We start from the raw sequence: 19,834 nt of genomic DNA, 5'->3' as shown, positions 1-19,834 counted from the left end.
CCGGAACCCGCCTTACCAGCCGCGGCCGGCCATGAGCTCGTTCTCGGGAATGTCCGAGATCTCGATGCCCACCATGGCCTCGCCCAGATCGCGCGAGACGCGGGCGATGGTGTCGGGGTCGTCGTAGTTCGTCGTGGCCTCCACGATGGCCCGGGCGCGCTTGGCTGGATCGCCCGACTTGAAGATGCCGCTGCCCACGAACACGCCGTCGCAGCCCAGCTGCATCATCAGCGCCGCGTCGGCGGGCGTGGCGATGCCGCCGGCCGAGAAGTTCACCACGGGGAGGCACCCGTGCTCGGCCACCCACTTCACCAGCTCGTAGGGCGCCTGCAGGTCCTTCGCAGCCGTGAACAGCTGCTCGTCGCGCAGGCCCTTGATGCGGGCGATGTCGGTGGTCACGGTGCGCATGTGGCGCACGGCCTCCACCACGTTGCCCGTGCCCGGCTCGCCCTTCGTGCGGATCATGGCCGCGCCCTCGGCGATGCGGCGCAGAGCCTCGCCCAGGTTGCGCGCGCCGCACACGAACGGCACGTCGAAGTCCCATTTGTTCACATGGTACTCGTCGTCGGCCGGGGTGAGTACCTCGCTCTCGTCGATGAAGTCCACGCCCAGGCTCTGCAGCACCTGCGCCTCCACGAAATGCCCGATACGGCACTTCGCCATGACGGGGATGGACACGGCCTCCACGATGCCCTCGATCATGGTGGGGTCGCTCATGCGGGCCACGCCGCCGTGCGCGCGGATGTCGGCGGGAACGCGCTCCAGAGCCATGACGGCCACCGCGCCCGCGTCCTCGGCGATCTTCGCCTGCTCGGGGTTCACGACGTCCATGATGACGCCGCCCTTCATCATCTCCGCGAACCCGGTCTTCACCTTCAGCGTGCCGTGAGCCTGCTCTGCCATCGTCTCCCTTTCGTCGGTTCTTTGCTGGTATGGGGGTAGCGCGCGGCCGCGCAGATGTCCTGCACGGCCGCGGTTGCTCGCTGCGATTGTCGCGCGCTCCTCGCGGATGCGCGCGTTTCGAACCGGTTCGCCCTGCTAGAGCAGAAACCGGTTCGGATTGCCCTGCCTCGTGACTTCGCCAGTGCGCTCGGCCACGCCAGGGCCGTGCTCCAGGAAGTGCTCGCAGAAGCGACACACCTCCTTGACGGCCGCGTCGTAATCGCGCTCGGGATTCAGCAGCTTGTTGAAATCCTGGCACACCTCGTGCGTCGAGCGCGTGCATGCGGCGAAGCGGCAATCGGCAGGGCACGGCTCGCCCGGGATGTTGTGCGGGCAGCGCGACATCATCTCCTCGTCGCACCCGCGGCGTTCCCAACACTGCGCCATATCCGCCTCCTTCGCCTTCGAAATCGATCCGGTTTACAGGTCGGCCGGAACGACCTTCGTCACGCCGGGAACGCGCTCCTTGAGGATGCGCTCCACGCCGTTGGCCAGCGTCATCTGGGACATGGGGCAGCCCTTGCAGGCACCCTGCAGCTCCACCGACACCACGCCGTCCTCGTTCACGTCGACGAGGCGCACATCGCCGCCGTCCGCCTGCAGGCTGGGGCGGATGAGCTCGAGCACCGCCGCCACATCGTTCTTGTCTACCATGGTAAAGCTCCTTCGTTGAACTTGAACATCTTGCTTTCAGGTGCCGATTCTACCACAGTCTACGATGTGGGCTTCCAATCCTTGCCGAGAACCACCAACACGTCGGTATCGAACGTGTAGAAACCCGCCCCGGGCACCGTACGGCCCAGGCCGAGCGATGCCACCACGGTTTCCGCCGCCGCCTCGAACGCGTCGTCGTTGTACACGACGAGCGTCTCGTCGTAAACGTACGTGTCGGTGTTGCCCGTCTCGGTCACGTCGAAGCCGCGGTCTTTCAGCGCGTCGGCGATCTGGCCGGCTCCGCCCGTCACGCCCGAGCCGTTGCGTACGGTGATGGTGAAGCTGCCCGGATCCACCTGGGGCGCCGTTTGCTCCACCACGGGCTCGGAACCGGCCGCCACGAGCTCCATCATGCTCTTCCAGGCATCGGAAGACACCGCATACGAGCTCGCGCCATCGCGCGCGGTCTCGTAGCCGGGCACAAGCGCCCCGTACACCGAGGAAGAGTCCACACCGCGAAGCGCATCGGCGACGGAAAGCGCGGCCGCAGCCGAAAGGTCGGTCTGGAACGACCCTCCCACGTTGTCGAGCGTGGCGAGGAAGCTCAGCCGCCCTTCCCCCAGAAGGCGCAGCGACAGTGCCGTGAGCAGCTCGCGCTGGTTCGCCGCCTGGACTTCGAGGCCGTTCGAGAAGTTGCTGGCGCGCAAAAACGTGAGCGCCTGCGCGCCGTCGAGCGTCTGGGCGCCCGCCGGCAGGTAGGCATCGCCCGCGTTCGGGTCGTCCACCTCCTCGGCCACGTTCACCTCGACGCCGCCGAGGACGTCCACGAGGCGCACGATGGATTCGGCGTCGGTCTTCACGTAATGAGCCACGTTCACCCCTGCGAAGTCGGCCACGGCCGACACGAGCGCGGCATCGCCCTCCTGCGTCGAAGCCTCACGCAGCGGGTGCTTCTTGCCGTCCTTCAGCGATACCTGCAGCGTAGGCGGAATCGAGACGACGGTGACGGCGCGGGTCTCCTCGTCGACGCGCACCAGCGCGATGGCGTCGGGGCCGTCCGTCGCATTCGCCGAGCCCGGCGCATCGAGGTCGGCCGACACCACCGTGTAGAACGCCTTCGCATCGGCCTTGGGAGCAACGAGCGCCGACGCTGCATCGGAATCCTTGAGCCCGAGCTTCGCATCGAGCGACCCGAAGAACGTCGCCACGCCGACGGCGGCGGCGACGGCAACCGCCACGAGCAGGCAGACCGCGATCGCGACGATGCGGCGGATGCGCGCCTTACGTTGGATGTCCTGGGCGAATTCGCGACGGCTGACGCGACGGGCGTATTGCGACGAGCTCTCGCCCGACGATGTGACGGGCAGAATAGTTTCCACGATGCCGCGAGCCGCGCGCTTCCTTTTGCGCGGGCTGGAGAATCCCACCGCCTCGCCGTTCATATGACGCGACGAGCGTCGCGGCACATGGGTGCCGACCGTTGCCGACCTCATGCGATGCGACGTAAGTTTCGCACGAGCCTGCGTCAGGCCCTGCTTGCGTTTGTTGACCATGGGAGCTCGCTACCGGGACGTCTGGGCTTGCTCGGTTTCAGCGCGCACGACATCGGCGCCGAGAGCGCGCAGCTTGCCCACGTAGTCCTCGTAACCGCGATCGATATGGCCGATGTTGTGCACGCGAGTCTCGCCCTCCCCCGCAATGCCGGCCAGCACGAGAGCCGCCCCGGCGCGCAGATCGGTGGACGACACGTCGGCGCCCTGCAGCACGTCCACGCCGCGCACGAGGGCGTGATGGTCCTCGATGGCGATGTCCGCGCCCATGCGCATGAGCTCGCTGGCGAACATGAAACGGTTCTCGAACACGTTCTCGGTGATGACGGACATGCCGTCGGCGAACGCGGCCAGCAGCATGAACTGCGCCTGAAGGTCGGTGGGAAACCCGGGATGCGGCAGCGTCTGCAAGTCGATGGGAGCCAGCGGGCGCGTGCGGCCCACGGTGATCCAGTCGTCGCCCGTCTCCACGTCGCAGCCCATGGCGCGGAGCTTCATGAGCGCAACGCGCAGATACGACGGATCGATGCCGTGCACGGTGACGGGACCGCCCGTCAGCGCGCCTCCGGCCAGGAAGGTGCCGGCCTCGATGCGGTCGCCCACCGTCGTGTGCTCGCAAGGATGCAGCGAAGAAAGCGGCACGCCCTCGACCTCGATGATGTCCGAGCCCGCGCCTGTGACGCGCGTCCCCATGGACACGAGCATGTTCGCAAGATCCACGATCTCGGGTTCGCGCGCGGCGTTCTCTATGACCGTGGAGCCCTCGGCCGCCCCGGCGGCCATGAGCAGGTTCTCGGTTGCTCCCACACTGGGGAAGTCGAGTACGACGTGCGCGCCGTGCAGCCCGTTGGGCGTGCTGGCCTCAAGGAAGCCGTGGTCGATGGAGAACTCCACGCCGATAGCCTCGAGGCCGACAAGATGCATGTCGATCTTGCGAGCGCCGATCTGACAGCCGCCCGGCATGGCCACGCGGGCGCATCCGAAGCGGCCAACGAGCGGGCCGAGCACCGAGATGCTCGCACGCATCTTCGACACCAGCTCGTAGGGGGTCTCGTGCTTGTCGACGGCGGAGGTGTCCACCGTCAGCGTATGGCCGTCGCGCTCCACCCGCGCGCCCAAACAGCGCAGCACGTCGGACATGATGCTGATATCCGAGATGAGCGGGACGTTATGGATGGTCGTTTCCCCCTGGCCCAGCAACGCGGCGGCGATCAGCTTGAGCGCCGAGTTCTTCGCGCCCGACACGGCGACGTCGCCGGCCAGCGTGTTGTTGCCCTGTACGATGATGATCTCTTCAGCCATGGAAGCATCCTCCGCGCCCGCGACGACGAGGGTCCGGGCGTTGGTTTCATTGGGTGGCGGACGCCGTCCGAGGCGCCCTTCGCGGTACCCACCATTATAAGAACAGGGAGGCTGCGCGCCCACCATCATCACAACGAAAGCAGAAGGGCCGATAGCTGCTGGTACCGAAACGAAGAACGCAGGTTGGCGCAGCAAGACAGCGAGAAGCCCCCTCGTGCCGATAGTCGGCTCGTTTCGCGGCTGAGCGTACTTCGGTACGCGAAGACAAGCGAAAAGAGCCGAGGATCGGTGCGAGGGGGCTTCGCAGCGTCGAGCGGTTCCGACGGCCGTCAGGCCGCCGGAACAAAACTATTCTCCCAGCACGAAGCGCTTGAAGTCGACGATCTTGATCTCGCCGCCCAGGTTCTTCGCAACCTCGGCCGTGTAGTCGTTCACGGACTGGTCGGGGTTCTTCACGAAGGCCTGCTCGGTCAGCGTGCTCTCCTTGAAGAACTTCTCCAGACGGCCGACGGCCATCTTCTCCTGGATGGCCTCGGGCTTGCCGGACTCGGCGGCCTGAGCCATGTAGATGGCCTTCTCGTGCTCGACGACGGCCGGGTCGACGGCCTCGCGGGTGGCGGCCACCGGAGCGGCGGCGGCAACCTGCATGGCCACGTCGCGGCCGTACTGCTTGAAGCCGTCGAACGCGGGGTCGATGCCCTCGACGTCGAACTGCACGAGCACGCCGATCTTGCCGCCGCCGTGGATGTAGGACGACACGGCGCCGCCCTCCACCACCGCGAAGCGGGCGAGCTGGATGTTCTCGCCCAGGGTGTGGATGGCGTCGGTGACAACGGCTTCCACCGTCTCGCCTTCGGCGTCGGCGGCCTTGAGGGCGTCGAGGTCGGCAGGCTTGGCGGCCAGGGCGGCCTTGGCGATCTTCTCGGCGTAGGCCTTGAACTTGTCGTTCATGCCCACGAAGTCGGTCTCGCAGTTCAGCTCGACGACCGCGCCGGACGTGGCGTCGTCGGAGACGATGGCCATGACGGTGCCTTCGTTGGTGGCACGGCCGGCCTTCTTGGCCACGGCGGCCAGACCGCGCGTGCGCAGCACGTCGACGGCCTTGTCCATGTCGCCGTCGGCTTCGACGAGCGCCTTCTTGCACTCCATCATGCCGGCGCCGGTCATTTCACGGAGTTCCTTGACCATGGAAGCGGTAACAGCAGCCACGTTGTTCCTTTCTCTCACGATGCCGCGGCCTTGGGACGCGGCGGGGTGTCGAGCGCCGCAGCGCGGGAAGGGCGCGACGGCGCGTTCAGTGCGGTAGATGCGCAGATCAGCTTATTCGGCGGCAGGGGCAGCGGCCTCGGCGGGCGCGGCCTCGGCGGCAGGGGCCTCCACGGCGGTAGCCTCGACGGCGACCTCGCCCATGTCGGCGGCGGTCACCGGCACGCCCACGCCGGCGATGACGGCGTCGGCGATGAAGTCAGCCAGCAGGCGGACCGAGCGGATGGCGTCGTCGTTGGCGGGGATGCCGAAATCGACGTCGTCCGGATCGCAGTTCGTATCGAGCGTGCCCACCACGGGGATGTCGAGACGACGGGACTCATGGATGGCGATGGCCTCGCGGTTCGTGTCGATCACGAACACGGCGTCGGGCGTGCGCTTCATGTTGCGGATGCCGTTGAGGTTCGTCTGCAGCTTGGACAGCTCCTTGTGCAGCAGGATCTGCTCCTTCTTGGGCAGCACGGCCATGCGGCCGTCGGCCTCCATGGCCTCCAGCTCCTCCATGCGGTTCACGCGGGAGCGGATGGTCACGAAGTTGGTCAGCATGCCGCCGAGCCAGCGAGCGTTCACGTAGGGCATGCCGCACTTGTTGGCAGCGTCGGCGACGGCCTCCTGGGCCTGCTTCTTCGTGCCCACGAACAGCACGGTGCCGCCCTTCTTGGCCAGCTCGGACACGAACGTGTACGCCTGGTCGAGGCCCACGAGCGTCTGCTTGAGGTCGATGATGTAGATGTCCCCGCGGCTGCCGAAGATGTACGGCTTCATCTTGGGGTTCCAACGGCGCGTCTGATGGCCGAAGTGGCTGCCCGCATCGAGCAGCGAAGTAATGCTGACTTTCGTCATGACTCTCTCCATTCGTTAGTCCTCTGCTTGCGGTCATCCCCGAGATCCGCAGCCTTTTTCAGTTGGCCACTAGCGGATCGGGTCGCGCAAGCATGCGTATTTAGAAACTGCAGAAGTATACCACGCCCCCAAGCGTTTGCAAGCGGAAAGCGCAAAAGGACGCAGTTGTGCGCGGTTGCCCACAACTGCGAGCGGATACGGCGAATTCGCGGCCGGCCGACGGCGGCGCCCACGTTCAAGCCGAAGACGAGCTGCGCAACGAGATCAGGCGTCAGTACGACGCCCTCAAAGGAGGGATTGGATCGTGAAATCGGGGGCGCCGTTGTAGAAGGACACGTCGACGCGGCGATCCATCATGACGGAGTGGACGAGCAGAGCGGCCGCGGCGGCGAAGCAAGCGAACAGCGCCAACGGCACGAACGAGAACATCTGAATCGATTGGAGCATGCCGGGCATGAACATGCCCAAGACGAGCAGCGCGACACCGCCGCCGACGCCCCGCATCTTCCGACGGCGCGCTTCCGCCTTCTCCTCCGGCGTGTAGCAGTCCTCGACCACCGGGTGCTCCTTGCGAAATGCCGCATGGCTGCGATACGCCGGAACGAAAAAGCACAGGCCGAGCGCGATCCCTACGAGGTGGACGACGATGTTCGCCGAAACCGTCGTGCTGTTGTAACCGCCGCCTGTCACGAACATCGCCACCCCGAAGCTCATGACGATCACCGCCACGCTCGCAGCGACATCCCACGCACGGCGGCGCATGTGCTCGTCGTAGCCGTCCTTATCGACAGGCATGGCTGCGGAGGCTGGCTCGGCCTCCACGATCGCCTCGCTCGCCGTCGCGCAGCCGGTTAAGTCGCCCCGTACGAGGTCGTCGAGCGAGCACTCGAACAGGTCGCACAGCTTGATGAGCTTGTCCATCTCGGGGTAGCTTTTCTCGGCTTCCCATTTTGCCACGGACTGGCGGCTCACGCCGAGCAGCGTCGCAAGCTGCGCCTGGCTCAAATCGCGCGTTCCGCGCAGATGCTGGAGGTTGTCTCGGAAGCTCATAGGATTCTCCTCTCGCTTGCCTTCTCCCTACAGCATGCACCGAAACCGCGGTTCCCTCAACCAACTTTCGGATGCTTTTCACGGTTTTTCTCGACAACCGGAAGTTGTCACCGCTGCTTACCGGCCGGTTTGCGCATGGCGCGGGCGTAGAAGAACGCGACGAGCAGCCCCGCCGCCGCGATGACGACGGCTATCGAGAGGGTGTGCTCGAACGCCGCGGCGTACGCCGACGCCTTCGCCGCGCCCGCCGCCGTGTCCCTGAGCACGTCGGCCGACAGCACGCCGACGAACAGCGACGAGCCGATGGCCGAGGCGATCTGCGCGGCCGTGGAGTTGATGGACGCGCCGGCGGAGTACGTCGCGGGCGGCAGCGTGCCGAGCGCCGCGGTCTTGGACGGCGCCACCACGAACCCGGCGCCCGCGTACACGGCCGCCGACGACAGGACGATCAGGATGGCGATCATGCTCTCGGCCGAGAAGAACGCCGCCGCCTGCCCGACGAGCACGAGCACGAGGCCCGCCGGTATGAGCGGCCACGCGCCGTGCCTGTCGAACACCCGGCCGCCCAGGAACGTGAACGCCGCGTTGACCAGCACGGGGCCTAGCAGCAGCAGGCCCGCGAAGAACGCCGTGTACCCCAACGCCCCCTCGTAGTACAGCGGCAGCAGGATGCTCATGGAGAACGACGTGAGCATGCCCACCATGACGAGCAGGATGCCCACGGCGAACCGCGGGTGGACGAGGGGGTGCAGGTCGAGCAGCGGGCTCTCCAACGCGAACTGCCGCCAGGCGAACAGGGCGAGCAGCACCGCGCCGACCGCGAGCGCCGCGAGGGAGGGAGCGAGATCGCGCGTGACCTCGCCCAAGCCGTACAGGAACGCGGCCAACCCGAGCGGCCCGAGCATCACGCTGAGCGCGTCGATGGGAACGCGCTTCGTCGAAGGGCCGCCGTGGATGCGGAAGAAGCCGACCGCGAGCAGCGCGACGGACATGGCGAGCGATACGACGAACATGGCGCGCCAGCCGAACTGCGTGAGCGCGAAGCCCGAGGCCGTCGGGCTGATGGCAAGGCCCACGGCGATGACGCCGCTGTTCAACGCGAGGCGCGTGCCGCGCACCGCGGCCGGCGAGTTCGTCATGATGACGCTCGTCACCGACGGGAAGAACAGGCCCGTGCCCACCGCCTGCACGAGGCGGCTGGCGAACAGCATCGGGAAGTCCTGCGAGAGCAGCGCGCACGCGCTGCCGAGCGCGAGCGCCCCCGCGCCGACGAAGAACACGCGCCTCAGCCCGAGGCGCCTCAGCATGAACGCCGACAGCATGATGGCCGTCGCCGCGACCACCATGTACCCCACGATCACCCAGTTCGCGATGGAGAGCGTGACGCCGAAGCGCTCCGCCAGCTCGGGCAGGGCGACGTTCATCATGCTCTGGCCGAACGAGGCCGTGAACGAGCACGCCAGCAGCACGGGCAGCATGCTCGCCACGCTTCCGCTTCGCTTCTTCGCGTTGCCCATCCGACCGCCCTTCCTCGTCCGTTTCCTCGTTGCGCCCGACGCGGCGCGGCGACGGACGCTTCAAGTGTAGCGGCGGGAAAGGCCGGCCCCGGAAGCGTTCCGAACACGCAACGCTCCGGTCATACAGCCGAAGGTCTGCCGTTCAACCACCATTGACGGGTATCTGGCTGCATACCAAGCGGCTCCTACGGGTACGCTCTAGCTTGGTGAAGAGGCTTGCGGACGGGTTGCCCCGAAGCAGAGCACACTGATCAACGGGTGAACGACGGTTCACGTCAATAGTGCCGCGGCACGCGAATCGTCGAGTTCTAACCAATTTTTTCGTTTTGCGTTCGTTCAGGGGTGCGTGTTGTCCCGTTTAGGGGACATGCTGACCCGCAGCGATCGAACATGAATCACGCGACCTGCGGAAACGTAAAAACCACTTTCGAGGATCGGTGTCCAAGGACGCTTCGAAGCGCCAAATCGCGCGCAAAACGAAAAAACTGGTTAGCATGGGCGAATTCGCATGCCCGGCTGTCATTGACAGATACCCGGTTGCATTGAGAGTTGGAGCTTGGGGACGGGCTTGGGGCAAGCGAAGCGGTGCCCCTTGGTTTTTTCCGGGAGTCGGCGGCAGAAGCGGCGGAGCCCGATCGCATCCGGTATCCTGGGGCGCAGCTACCCACCTGATCGAAAGGACCACCCGATGGGGCTCTTCTCCATGAGCGGTCGCAAAAAGCACCGCACCAACCAAGGCAGCGGCTACTATCAACCGCAAGGATTCATGGGCAAGCTCGGCGGCTTCGTGGGCTCGTTCAGCAGCTCGGACCGCAAGCGCTACGGCCACGGCTACCCCCAGCAGAACGCGCAGCCCATCCCCGGCCAGGCGCAGGCCGCGCCCCAAGCGCAGGCGCAGGCTCCGCGTGCCGCCTCGGCCGCAGGCTCGCTTTCCTGCCCGAAGTGCAGCGCGCAGGTGCCGGCGGGCTCCAAGTTCTGCCTCGAATGCGGCGAGAAGCTGGGCGGCGGGTTCTGCGCGCAGTGCGGCGCGACGCTGCCTCCCAGCGCGAAGTTCTGCCCCGAATGCGGCACGCCGCGCGGCTAGCGCGCTTCGCCACCGCGGCCGGCGACCGCAGGCTCGTCGGCCGCACGTTCGGCGCATGGCGGCTCGACGCCGTGCTGGGCCAAGGCCGGTTCGGCACGTGCTTTCGCGCCTCGCGCGCAAGCGGCGAGCCCCGCAGCGCGGCCCTCAAGCTGATCAAACCCGAGCAGGGGTCCCTCGACCGCGACGCCCTCTGGAACGAGGCGAAGGCGCTGTCGCTGTGCGCGCACCCCGCCGTCCCCCGCTGGCTCGGCATCGTGCGCGAGCGCGACGACGCGCGCGACCGCGGGCGCTGCTTCATGGCGCAAAGCCTCATGCCCGGCACCTCCCTCGACCGCCTGCTGTTCCGGCAACGGCGGTCGTTCGACCAAGCGGCGATCGCCTCCATCGGCCGCCAGGTCATCGACGCGCTCGCGCACCTGGAGGGCCGCGGCGTGGCGCACGGCGACGTGCGGCCGGCGAACCTGCTGATCGACGCCGAGGGAACGGTGTCGCTCGTCGACTTCGGGCTGGCCGGCTTCTTCGACCGGAACGCGGCGAGCCCGGCCGCGACCGCATCCGATCGCGCCGGGCTCGCCGACGTGCTGCTGTTCCTGCTGTACGCGAGCCCCGCCGCAGTGCGCAGCAGGCGGCACGCGAAGCTTCCCTGGTTCGACGACCTCGACCTCCCGGCTGCCCAGCGCTCCCTGCTGCTCGACCTGTTCTCGGACGAGCCCGCGCTGCACGGCTTCGCGTCGATCGGCGATGCCTTCGAGGAGGCGTTCGCAGCGCCGCCGACGGCCTGACGCTAGGCGCGGTACGTCCCGCCGTTCCTCACGCTGAGCGCCACCGTGGACGCGTTGTGCAGCAGCGACGAGGTCTGCGGCGTGATGAGGCCGCCGATGCCCGCCGCCAGCAGCGCCGAGTTGATGGCGATGACCTCCTTGAACGATGCGTTCAGGCGCGCGGTCAGCCCCGCGCTCAGCGTCCGCAGCGTCACGAGCGCGCTCAGGTGCCCTCCCGTCAGCGTGATGTCGGCCACCTCCTTCGCCACGGCGGTGCCCTGCCCCATGGCGATGCCCACGTCGGCCAGCGAGAGCGCCGGGGCGTCGTTCACGCCGTCGCCCACCATGACCACCTTGCTCCCCTCCGCCTTCAGCCGCTCCACGAAGGCGTACTTGTCCTCGGGCAGCAGGTTGGCGCGGTACTCCGTCACGCCGGCGGCGTCCGCGATGCGCGCCGCCGTGCGCTCGCCGTCGCCCGTGAGCATGACGACGCGCTTGAACCCGAGCATCCTCAGGTCGGCGATGGCCTCGCGCACCCCGGCCTTCAGCGGGTCCTCGATGCCGATGACGCCGATCAGCTCGCCGTCCACCGCCAGGTACAGCGGCGACAGCCCCTCCGTTTCGTCGGCCACGCGGCGCTTCTGCTCCTCGGTGAGGGACACGCCTTCGTCCTCCACGACGAAATGCTCCGAGCCGATGACCACGCGCTTGCCGTCGAGCGACGACGCGATGCCGTGCGCCACGAGGTACTCCACGTCGGCGTGGCGCTCGCGGTGCCGAAGGTTCTTCTCCGCGGCCGCGCGCACCACGGCGCGGGCCACCGGGTGCGGGAAATGCTCCTCCAGGCAAGCGGCCAGCCGCAGCACCTCGCGACGGTTCCACCCGTCGAGCGCCAGCACGCAGGCCACGTTGGGCGTGGCCTCGGTCAACGTCCCGGTCTTGTCGAACACGATGGTGTCGGCCGCCGCCATGGCCTCGAAGTGCTTCGAGCCCTTCACGGTGAAGCCCGCCTGCGCGCTTTGGCTCATGGCCGCCAGCACGGCGATGGAGCCGGTGAGCTTGAGGGCGCAGGAGTAGTCCACCATGAGCGCCGCCGACGTCTTCACGAGGCTGCGCGTGGTGAGCGCCACGGCGCCTGCCAGCAGGAAGTTCCAGGGCACGATGCGGTCGGCCAGCTGCTCCATGCGCGACTGGGTTTCCGATTTGAAGGATTCCGCCTGCTCCACGAGCGCCACGATGGAGCGCAGCTTCGTCTCGCCCGCGTCCGCCGTCACGCGCACGATGATCTCGCCGTCCTCGACCGCGGTGCCCGAGAACACGTTGTCGCCCACGCCGCGCTCGACCGCCAGCGGCTCGCCGGTGAGGGCGGCCTGGTTCACCATGGCCGTGCCGCGCACCACCTCGCCATCGACGCACACGGGCATGCCGGTGCGCACGGCGATGCAGTCGCCCGGCTTGAGGTCCGACGCAGCCACCTGGACCTCCTGGTCGCCCTCGACGAGCTGCGCGGTTTCCGGGAGGTCGAGCAACGCGTTCACGAGCGCCCCCTCCGACCGCGAGCGCGTGTACTCCTCCAGCGTCTCGCCCAGGTTCAGCAGCAGCATCGTCTCACCCGCCGTGCGCGGGTCGCGCTTGACGAACGACATGCCGATGGCGGCAGCGTCCAGCACGGGCACGTCGAGCCGCGCCCGCCCGAGCGAGCGGACCGCCGCCGCCAGGAAGCCGCGGTAGCGCCAGGCGGTGACGAGGGCCGCGACGGGCTTCGGCAGGAACCACCGGCGCGCGAAGTACGACCCCACGAGCACCGCGATGTCCATGAGCAGCGACTGGGTGCGCGGTGCCAGTTCGAGCCCGCAGCTCGAACGGGCTTCGGCGATGGCCTCGGCGTCGATGGCGTCCAGGTGATCGAGCACCCGCTGCCGCGCGCCGTCCGCCGCACGGTAGCGCACGGCGATGCTGCCGATGCGAGGGTAGACGTTCGCGCGCTCCACCGCCGGGCACGCGCCCAGCACGCGGTAGAGCGCGTCGAGATCGTCGGCGGGCACGGGACCGACCAGCCGCACGCGCAAGCGGCCGGGAACCTCGCTCGCGATGACGTAGTCCATCGCGTTCTACTTCGCCGGCTGGTCGTCGGCCTCGACGGCGGGCTCGGCAGGGCGCTCCCCGTCCTTGCCGACGACGCTGATGTAGGTGGCCTCGGCCACGATGTCGTCAACCTCGGCCTTCGCCTGTTCGACGATGTTCTCGTACGTCGCCTTCGCGCGCAGCCCCTGCGCGACGCCCTGCACGTAGCATTTCTTGGCGGTGGTGCTGGTCAGCGCCTTCACGCCCACCGTGCCCAGCAGAAAGCCCGCGCCCACCAGCAGCCCGCTCTTCTTCTTGAATCCCATCGCTTCGCCTCTCTCTCGTTGGTTCCCCATCCGCGCGCTTCGATTTGAAGTTGCACGAATCTAACTTATCAAGGATAATGCGGTTGTCGGATAAAGTCAATCATGATTAACTAGTATCGTCGACATCGAAGCGAAGGAGGTCGGACATGAAGCAGCATCGATTCTGGGCATGGGCGAGCCTCGCCTGCATGGCGCTGGCGCTGTACACGGGACGCAAGCGCGTCTGACGCATCCCGTGGGGAATGCGAGGGGGTTGCCGGGTTCCGCCCGCATCCCCGACGCGGTTCGGGTACCATGAGGAGCATGACGAACAGCACGGCCGCAAGGAGCGTCCCATGAACATCAACAACGTGGTATTCGAGCGATCATTCGGCGTATCGTCTCAGCTCACGCCTTCGACCATGCCCGAGATCGCGTTTGCGGGACGCTCGAACGTGGGCAAGTCGTCGCTGCTGAACAAGCTGTTCAACCGCAAAGGGCTGGCGAAGGTGTCGCAGACGCCGGGCAAGACGGCCACCATCAACTTCTTCTCCTGCGACGGCGTGCGCTTCGTCGACCTGCCGGGCTACGGCTACGCGAAGGTGTCGAAGTCGGACAAGAGCCGCTGGTCGGAGCTCATCGAGGGCTACTTCAACCAGGATCGCGACCTCGCGCTCGTGGTTTCGCTCGTGGACATCCGCCACGAGGCGTCCGACCTCGACGTGAACATGATCGGCTTTTTGCAGGAGGCCGAGCTGCCGTTCGCCGTGGTGCTGACGAAGGCCGACAAGCTCAGCCGTCAGCAGCAGATGAAGCAGAAGGCCGCCCTGAAGAAGCAGCTGAAGCTGGGGGCCGACGTGCCGCTCGTGGTGTGCTCGTCGGAGAAGGGCACCGGCATCGACGAACTGCGCTCGCTCATCAAGAACAGCGTGCGGTAGGCGCTGCCACAGCATGCACCCGAAAGAAAACGGCCCCGAAGGGCCGTTTTCTTTCGCTTGAGGAATCCGGGGCTACGGGCGAACGATGATCATGTCACCCTGCACCGGGCTGATGCACACCGTCTGGCCGAAGGTTGGAGCATGGATCATCTGGCCGTTGCCGATGTAGATACCGCAGTGGCCCCAGCTGGTGGCGATATCGCCAGGTTGAGGATCGCCTACCTGCGACATGCCCATGAACGTGTTCGTGGTTCCCCATCGGGAGAAGCTTCCAGTCACGGCATAGCTTACCAGGCCGGAGCAATCGAACGAGCTCGGTCCTACCCCACCCCACGAATATGGCAATCCTATGCAACCGTACGCCCGGTCGACGATAGCATTGCCCGTCACAGGATTGTAGGAGGGTCCGGAAGGCTCGCTCGGAGCGGGCGACGGAGAAGGCGAGGGATCGTTGCCCGGAGCAACATTGCCCGAAGCGTTCGCGTTCTCTTGGGCCTGACGCGCAGACGCTTCCACCACGGCTTGGGCCTGAGCTGCATCGGCGGCTGCCTGCGCAGCGCGCTCCTGCTCCAGCAGCTCGGCCGCTTCGGCGCTCAGGCTGTCGTAGGTAGCCTGCATGGCGGACATCGTGGACGCCGCCTCCTGCTTGGAGCGCAGCGCCTCATCGGCCTTCTCGGCGGCTACGCGCTGCTGCTCTGCATAGGCGGCCTGCTGCTCCTGCACTTCGGCACGCAGATCTTTCGTCTGCTGAACGAGATCGGCATCGTTCTCGTTCAAGGTGTTGAGCATATCCCAACCCGTCGAGAACTCCTGGAAGGTGGTGGCGCCCAGCAGCAGGTCGAGGAACGAGCTTCCGCCCGTGCGGTACATGCTGCGCGCACGAGATCCCAATCGGGTTTGAAGGTCGGCGATCTGGCCGTTCGCCTCGTCGATGCGCGCCTGCGCCTCGTCGCGCTTGGCCTCGGCTTCTCTCTGCGCGGCCAAGGCCTCATCGTAGACGACGGAGGTTCGGTTGAGCGTACTCTGCATGCTGTTGAGCGATGCGAGCGCGGCCTGAGCTTCAGCCTGCTTTTCGCTGGCAGTCGGATCGGCGTACGCCAACGAAGGGATCATGAGAGTCGCCGCGAGGGCCGCAGCCACTGCTCCCGCGAACACGCCCTTGCGGGCGCGCATTGCTTGCTGTTGCATGTGGGAACCTCCACCTGCGCTCAGATGCTCGTATACATTGCGAGCTAGTGTATCAGATCGCATGGCTCGCCTACGAAACAGCTTGGAAATCGAACAGGAACATCATACGAACCTCGGGTGAGCCGGGTGCAGCTTCGGAATCCTCACTTATCCGTTGAAGCCCTCGTCGCGAATGCGCCCCGCGCCGTCGGCGGCCGTCGTGGCCAGCTCGTCGCAGCGCTCGTTCTCGGGATGGCCCGCATGCCCCTTCACCCACACGAACGTCACGTCGTGAGGCTCCTTGGCCGCCAGCAGACGCTTCCACAGATCGTCGTTCTTCACGGGCTGCTTCTGCGCGTTCTTCCAGCCGCGCTTGAGCCAGCCGTCAACCCAATGCTGGTTGAAGGCGTTCACCACGTACTGCGAGTCGGAGTACAACGTGATGGAGCACGGGCGCTTGAGCACTTCGAGACCCGCCACCACGGCCATGAGCTCCATGCGGTTGTTCGTGGTGCGCTCGTAGCCCTGCGACAGCTCCTTCTCGTGGACGGCGCCCTTCGAATCGACGAAGCGCAGCACCGTGCCGTAGCCCCCCGGCCCCGGATTCCCCCGCGCCGCACCGTCGGTGTATATATCTACATGCATGTGGAGGGCCTTTCGCGTCGGAGGGGCAAAACCGGATGGGTATCATACCACGAGAGAGCGGTCGCCATCGAATTCTACGCGTCAGCCCCAGATGAGGTCCATCATCTCCTGGCGGTCGTGGACGCCCATCTTGGCGTAGATATGGGAGACGTGGGTCTTCACGGTGCTGCCTGACAGCACCAGCTCGTCCTGGATGAAGGCGCGCGTGCGGCCCTGGGCCAGAAGCACGAACACCTCGGTCTCGCGCGGCGACAGCGCATAACGTCCCGCCAGCTCGAGACACGTGTCCGACACCGTCTGCACGAGCGGAGCAGCGACCTCGCCCGAAGCGGCATCCTTTCGACTCGGCACGAACCAAACGGCGCACAGCGCAACGACCACGAAAGCGTAGGTTGCCAGCATCACGAGCAACGTGTCCACGATGGCCGCGCGTCCCAACAACAGCACCCAGGCGATGGACGCTCCCGCATAGACCACGCCGGCCACCCCCATGACGCGGTACGACGGCACGTCGAGCACGTCGAGCGCCGTTACCACGACGGTCCAGAACAAGAGGTGCGCGAACAGCTCGTCGATCTGTATGACCACGGTGAGGAACCCGAGCGACGCTCCCGTGGGGTTCGCCTGGATGGCTACGACGAACAAACCCACCAAGATGAGCAGCAGCGCAGGCTGGAATCGGATCGGCAACGCGGCATCGGCCAGGCGCGCGAGCGCGGCGTAGGCGAACACCACGACGCAGACGGCCGGAACGATCATGGCGGTGAGCCACGGCAGCGCCGTGGAGATGTTCGCGTTCGTATCGCCCCACATCCCCAGGTAGCTCACCGAGCGGATAACAGCCAGCACCACCGCCGCAATAGCCAACAGCACGAGCATGGTGCGGCGTTCGGCAGCTGACGTGCGCTCGCGCGTGCGCGGGACGGCCGGCACGCCGAACACCGTACGAGCGCGAGAGCCCTCCGAGGCGGAAGCCGCCCTCGAAGGCGCAACGGCATCCGAAACGCCCTCCCCTGCCGCGAGATCGGCACGATCGCGCGCAAGAGTGCATGCCGTTTCGAACAGAAGCGCCGTGGCCACAGGCATGGCGATGGCGACGATCACCTGCACTGCGGGGCTTGCGAACGCGCTGAGCACGAGCAAGACGGGAAGCTTGAGCACCAGACTGCCCGCTATGCTGGCGACGGCGCACACGTAGCCCTGCGTGCGCGCGAGCAGCAGCATATAGCGCGCCGCCAGCCAGAAGTAGCCCACGCCGGCCACGAACAGGCCGCCCACGGCCAGCGCCCCGGGATCGAAGAAGGTCTGGTGGAACGACATGCCGAAGCACGCCGTGCCGAAGGCCGACAACAGCGGCAGCACGAAGCGCAGCATGCCGTCGGCGCGCTTGAGCGCACGCGGAGCCGTCGCGAACGCCGCCGTGCATAGAAGGATGCCGGCAAGGAAGAACAGGCGCGGATTCGCCCACGCATCCATGCCGGCTGTTGACGACATGAAGCCCAGCGTGTGGCCCATCAACGTGCACCAGACCAGATTGAGCCCCAGCCCGCACGAAGCGAGCACGCCCACCGGATTGATTTGCAGACCGCGGTTGCCCATGATCGGTGATTCCCCAAGCCTCCCCAACATCAGGCCACCGCTCGGCGACCGCCTCTCATTATCGCACGCCCTTCGCACGCCCGCACCCTCAAAAAACGGCGCGTTCGGCCCGAACCGGCAGAATCACCCCGCTCTGCACGGGCATCGGCCAAAGTGTCCGATGCGGAAATCATCGGACGACCCGCGAATCGGATACTTGGGCGATGGCGCGCACGGCAGCCCGCATCCTACGATGGGACGGTCCGCGCGCATCGACGACGCAAGAGGAAGAAGGGAGGGACGCAAACGGCGAAGCGCGAGCGCGCATGGCGGACGACGGGAACCAAGACAAGGAAAGGGGGATGCATGAGGCTCAACAAGAAGGCCATCATCGTGGCAACCTGCGCGGCCTGCACGCTCGGCCTGGCGGCAGGATGCGCGCCGCAGCAGTCGGAGAACGCAGGCGCCGCCGCTCCGTCCGGGGACGGAGGCGCCGTCCCGCAGGAGCAGAAGCTCACGCCCGAGCAGCAGGCCGTCATCGACGGCGCCGAAGGCACCACGAACGAGGACATCGACGAGAACTACTATCCCGGCAAGGAATACCTCGACAACCTATGGGACCGCTGGGACCAGGTTGCGACCGAATACGCTCCCGAAGTGCGCACCCTGCCGAACGGGCAGATGGTGCAGCGCACGCCCACCGAGTACGAGGTGAACCCCGACGCTTGGCAGATCCAAGCCGGTTCCAACTCGTACAACACCTACTGGCTGGACGCCGACAACCGCGGCTGCGAATCGTGCCATGCCGACATGAACTCGCTGCTGAAGCACCTGCCCTACGAGCACCCGGTTGCCTGGAACGACGAGTTGGACAACAAGACCACGCTGCAGCAGTGCCTGTTCTGCCACTCCTACGCTCCGGGCTACATCGCGAAGCAGTACGAGTTCGGCACGCTCATGCACGCCGTTCACTACGGATCGCGCACGAAGAGCGACTTCGTCAACCAGTATCAGGGCGACTGCATGTCCTGCCACAACGCCACCGAGAACGGTGCGGGCCTGGAGCTGTGGGATCTCACGAAATACGATCGCCTGTGGGGAATCAACGACGTCGAGAACGTGCAGGGCGATTTCAAGATCGATCAAGAGAGGACGCAGGGCCAGAGCGGCGTGTTCTCGTACGACTGGATGCACGCCTACTACGACAACATGCGCCACGGCGCGGGCGTGAACGGCCTCGACCTGGAGATGCCGCAAAGCCTGTTCGACGAATGGACCATCACCGTTGACGGCAACGTGAACGCCGAGTACACGGCCACGCTGCCCGAGCTCATCAAAGAAGCCGAGGCCGACGGCGCCGTGATCACGAAGACCTCGAAGATGGTGTGCAACTGGAACCCGGTGGGAGGCGGCGGAGTCACGAACACCGAGATAACCGGCATTCCCGTGAGCTGGCTCGTCGAAAAGGCGGGCGGCTACAAGGACGGCACGACGGGCGTGAAGGCGCTGCGCGCCGACGGCAGCTCCAAACGCGCCTTCCCCGTGGACAAGGTCGACTCCGACGAGGCGCTGCTGGTGTACAAGATCGGCGGCGAGTACCTCGACGCGACGCGCGGCTATCCGTGCACGAACTGGGTGGAAGGCGTGGACGCGCAGATCAACTCGAAGCAGATCGACACCTACCACGTCACCGACGAGGACATCGACTACACCGACAAGTGGGCCGGCAACCCGAACGGATGGCAGAACGAGGACGACGTTCCCATGAACAAGCCCAACGCCACCATCCTCGGCGTGCCCGACGGCCTGCTCGTGCAGAACGGCCAGCCCTACGAATTCACCGGCTACGTGGACGGCTACGACGAGAAGATCGCAAGCGTCGAGTTCTCCCTTGACCGCGGAGAAACGTGGACGAAGTACGATATCGGCGACATGGATCGCAACAAGATGGTGTGGTGGAGCTTCACCTACAAGCCCGAACTGGAAGGCGCGTACTGCCTGACCGTTCGCGCCACCACCGAAAGCGGCATGACGAGCTTCGAGACCCAGACCGTCATGTTCAACGCGAAGGACAAGATGCCCAACCCCGAGGACACGACCGTGCTGGAAAGCGCATCGCTGATCCCTCCGAAGGTCGCGGCGGCATCTGACGAGAAGAGCGAGTAGGA

General features: G+C 66.4%; 18 protein-coding genes. 4 read left to right on the top strand and 14 right to left on the bottom strand.

Translation table 11 applies throughout. The annotated features are described in order from the left end of the window. Positions 1 to 12 precede the first annotated feature (12 nt). The 9 genes from pdxS to GT613_RS06500 form a co-directional block, all read right to left on the bottom strand. Complete coding sequence (gene pdxS / locus GT613_RS06540) at positions 13 to 903, bottom strand: pyridoxal 5'-phosphate synthase lyase subunit PdxS (RefSeq protein WP_009304759.1); 891 nt, start codon at positions 901 to 903, stop codon at positions 13 to 15. A gap of 135 nt (positions 904 to 1,038) precedes the next feature. Beyond that, positions 1,039 to 1,329 (bottom strand): hypothetical protein, encoded by a 291-nt coding sequence (locus GT613_RS06535; RefSeq protein WP_009304760.1) that lies wholly within the window; start codon positions 1,327 to 1,329, stop codon positions 1,039 to 1,041. Positions 1,330 to 1,362: 33 nt separating this feature from the next. Further along, positions 1,363 to 1,596 carry a NifU family protein gene (locus GT613_RS06530; RefSeq protein WP_009304761.1) on the bottom strand — a complete coding sequence of 78 codons (234 nt, stop codon included), beginning with the start codon at positions 1,594 to 1,596 and terminating at the stop codon, positions 1,363 to 1,365. 59 nt (positions 1,597 to 1,655) lie between these two features. Continuing rightward, complete coding sequence (locus tag GT613_RS06525) at positions 1,656 to 3,149, bottom strand: LCP family protein (RefSeq protein WP_009304762.1); 1,494 nt, start codon at positions 3,147 to 3,149, stop codon at positions 1,656 to 1,658. A gap of 9 nt (positions 3,150 to 3,158) precedes the next feature. Continuing rightward, entirely contained in the window at positions 3,159 to 4,448 is a 1,290-nt protein-coding gene (gene murA / locus GT613_RS06520) for a UDP-N-acetylglucosamine 1-carboxyvinyltransferase (RefSeq protein WP_161172565.1), read from the bottom strand. 348 nt (positions 4,449 to 4,796) lie between these two features. Then, positions 4,797 to 5,657: a translation elongation factor Ts gene (tsf, locus tag GT613_RS06515; RefSeq protein ID WP_009304764.1), complete on the bottom strand. Its 861-nt coding sequence runs from the start codon at positions 5,655 to 5,657 to the stop codon at positions 4,797 to 4,799. A 111-nt stretch (positions 5,658 to 5,768) separates the two neighbouring features. Next, positions 5,769 to 6,557 (bottom strand): 30S ribosomal protein S2, encoded by a 789-nt coding sequence (gene rpsB, locus GT613_RS06510; protein WP_009608822.1) that lies wholly within the window; start codon positions 6,555 to 6,557, stop codon positions 5,769 to 5,771. A 285-nt stretch (positions 6,558 to 6,842) separates the two neighbouring features. Then, positions 6,843 to 7,607: a helix-turn-helix transcriptional regulator gene (locus GT613_RS06505; RefSeq protein WP_009304766.1), complete on the bottom strand. Its 765-nt coding sequence runs from the start codon at positions 7,605 to 7,607 to the stop codon at positions 6,843 to 6,845. A gap of 107 nt (positions 7,608 to 7,714) precedes the next feature. Beyond that, positions 7,715 to 9,124 (bottom strand): MFS transporter, encoded by a 1,410-nt coding sequence (locus GT613_RS06500; protein WP_009304767.1) that lies wholly within the window; start codon positions 9,122 to 9,124, stop codon positions 7,715 to 7,717. Positions 9,125 to 9,827: 703 nt separating this feature from the next. Here GT613_RS06500 and GT613_RS06495 point away from each other — a divergent pair. Both GT613_RS06495 and GT613_RS06490 read left to right on the top strand, forming a co-directional pair. Next, positions 9,828 to 10,208 (top strand): zinc ribbon domain-containing protein, encoded by a 381-nt coding sequence (locus tag GT613_RS06495; RefSeq protein ID WP_227100892.1) that lies wholly within the window; start codon positions 9,828 to 9,830, stop codon positions 10,206 to 10,208. Continuing rightward, entirely contained in the window at positions 10,187 to 10,990 is an 804-nt protein-coding gene (locus GT613_RS06490; protein WP_009304769.1) for a protein kinase family protein, read from the top strand. The genes GT613_RS06495 and GT613_RS06490 overlap by 22 nt, the downstream gene beginning before the upstream one ends. A gap of 2 nt (positions 10,991 to 10,992) precedes the next feature. On the opposite strand, the gene GT613_RS06485 is transcribed toward GT613_RS06490, so the two are convergent. Continuing rightward, positions 10,993 to 13,074, bottom strand: coding sequence for a heavy metal translocating P-type ATPase (locus GT613_RS06485; protein ID WP_009608875.1), 2,082 nt, complete (start codon positions 13,072 to 13,074; stop codon positions 10,993 to 10,995). Between the two features lie 6 nt (positions 13,075 to 13,080). After that, the gene (locus GT613_RS06480; protein ID WP_009304771.1) at positions 13,081 to 13,359 is read right to left on the bottom strand and encodes a DUF6110 family protein; all 279 of its coding nucleotides are present in this window, start codon (positions 13,357 to 13,359) and stop codon (positions 13,081 to 13,083) included. Between the two features lie 335 nt (positions 13,360 to 13,694). Here GT613_RS06480 and yihA point away from each other — a divergent pair, with 335 nt between their 5' ends. Beyond that, on the top strand, positions 13,695 to 14,276 hold the full coding sequence (gene yihA / locus GT613_RS06475) for a ribosome biogenesis GTP-binding protein YihA/YsxC (protein WP_009304772.1): 582 nt from the start codon (positions 13,695 to 13,697) through the stop codon (positions 14,274 to 14,276). A 72-nt stretch (positions 14,277 to 14,348) separates the two neighbouring features. Here yihA and GT613_RS06470 read toward each other — a convergent pair whose 3' ends face one another. The 3 genes from GT613_RS06470 to GT613_RS06460 all read right to left on the bottom strand — a co-directional run bounded on the left by GT613_RS06470 (position 14,349) and on the right by GT613_RS06460 (position 17,687). After that, complete coding sequence (locus GT613_RS06470) at positions 14,349 to 15,464, bottom strand: NlpC/P60 family protein (RefSeq protein ID WP_009608859.1); 1,116 nt, start codon at positions 15,462 to 15,464, stop codon at positions 14,349 to 14,351. 147 nt (positions 15,465 to 15,611) lie between these two features. Next, positions 15,612 to 16,088: a ribonuclease HI gene (rnhA, locus tag GT613_RS06465; protein WP_009304774.1), complete on the bottom strand. Its 477-nt coding sequence runs from the start codon at positions 16,086 to 16,088 to the stop codon at positions 15,612 to 15,614. A gap of 81 nt (positions 16,089 to 16,169) precedes the next feature. Then, positions 16,170 to 17,687 carry a helix-turn-helix transcriptional regulator gene (locus GT613_RS06460; RefSeq protein ID WP_009304775.1) on the bottom strand — a complete coding sequence of 506 codons (1,518 nt, stop codon included), beginning with the start codon at positions 17,685 to 17,687 and terminating at the stop codon, positions 16,170 to 16,172. A gap of 345 nt (positions 17,688 to 18,032) precedes the next feature. Here GT613_RS06460 and GT613_RS06455 point away from each other — a divergent pair, with 345 nt between their 5' ends. Further along, on the top strand, positions 18,033 to 19,832 hold the full coding sequence (locus tag GT613_RS06455) for a molybdopterin-dependent oxidoreductase (protein WP_009304776.1): 1,800 nt from the start codon (positions 18,033 to 18,035) through the stop codon (positions 19,830 to 19,832). Positions 19,833 to 19,834: the final 2 nt, after the last annotated feature.

Origin of the sequence: Eggerthella sp. BIOML-A4 (assembly GCF_009875575.1) — a bacterium.
Taxonomy (GTDB): domain Bacteria; phylum Actinomycetota; class Coriobacteriia; order Coriobacteriales; family Eggerthellaceae; genus Eggerthella; species Eggerthella lenta.
Note: the sequence above shows the minus strand (reverse complement) of the source record. Positions and strands in the feature narration are given on the sequence as shown.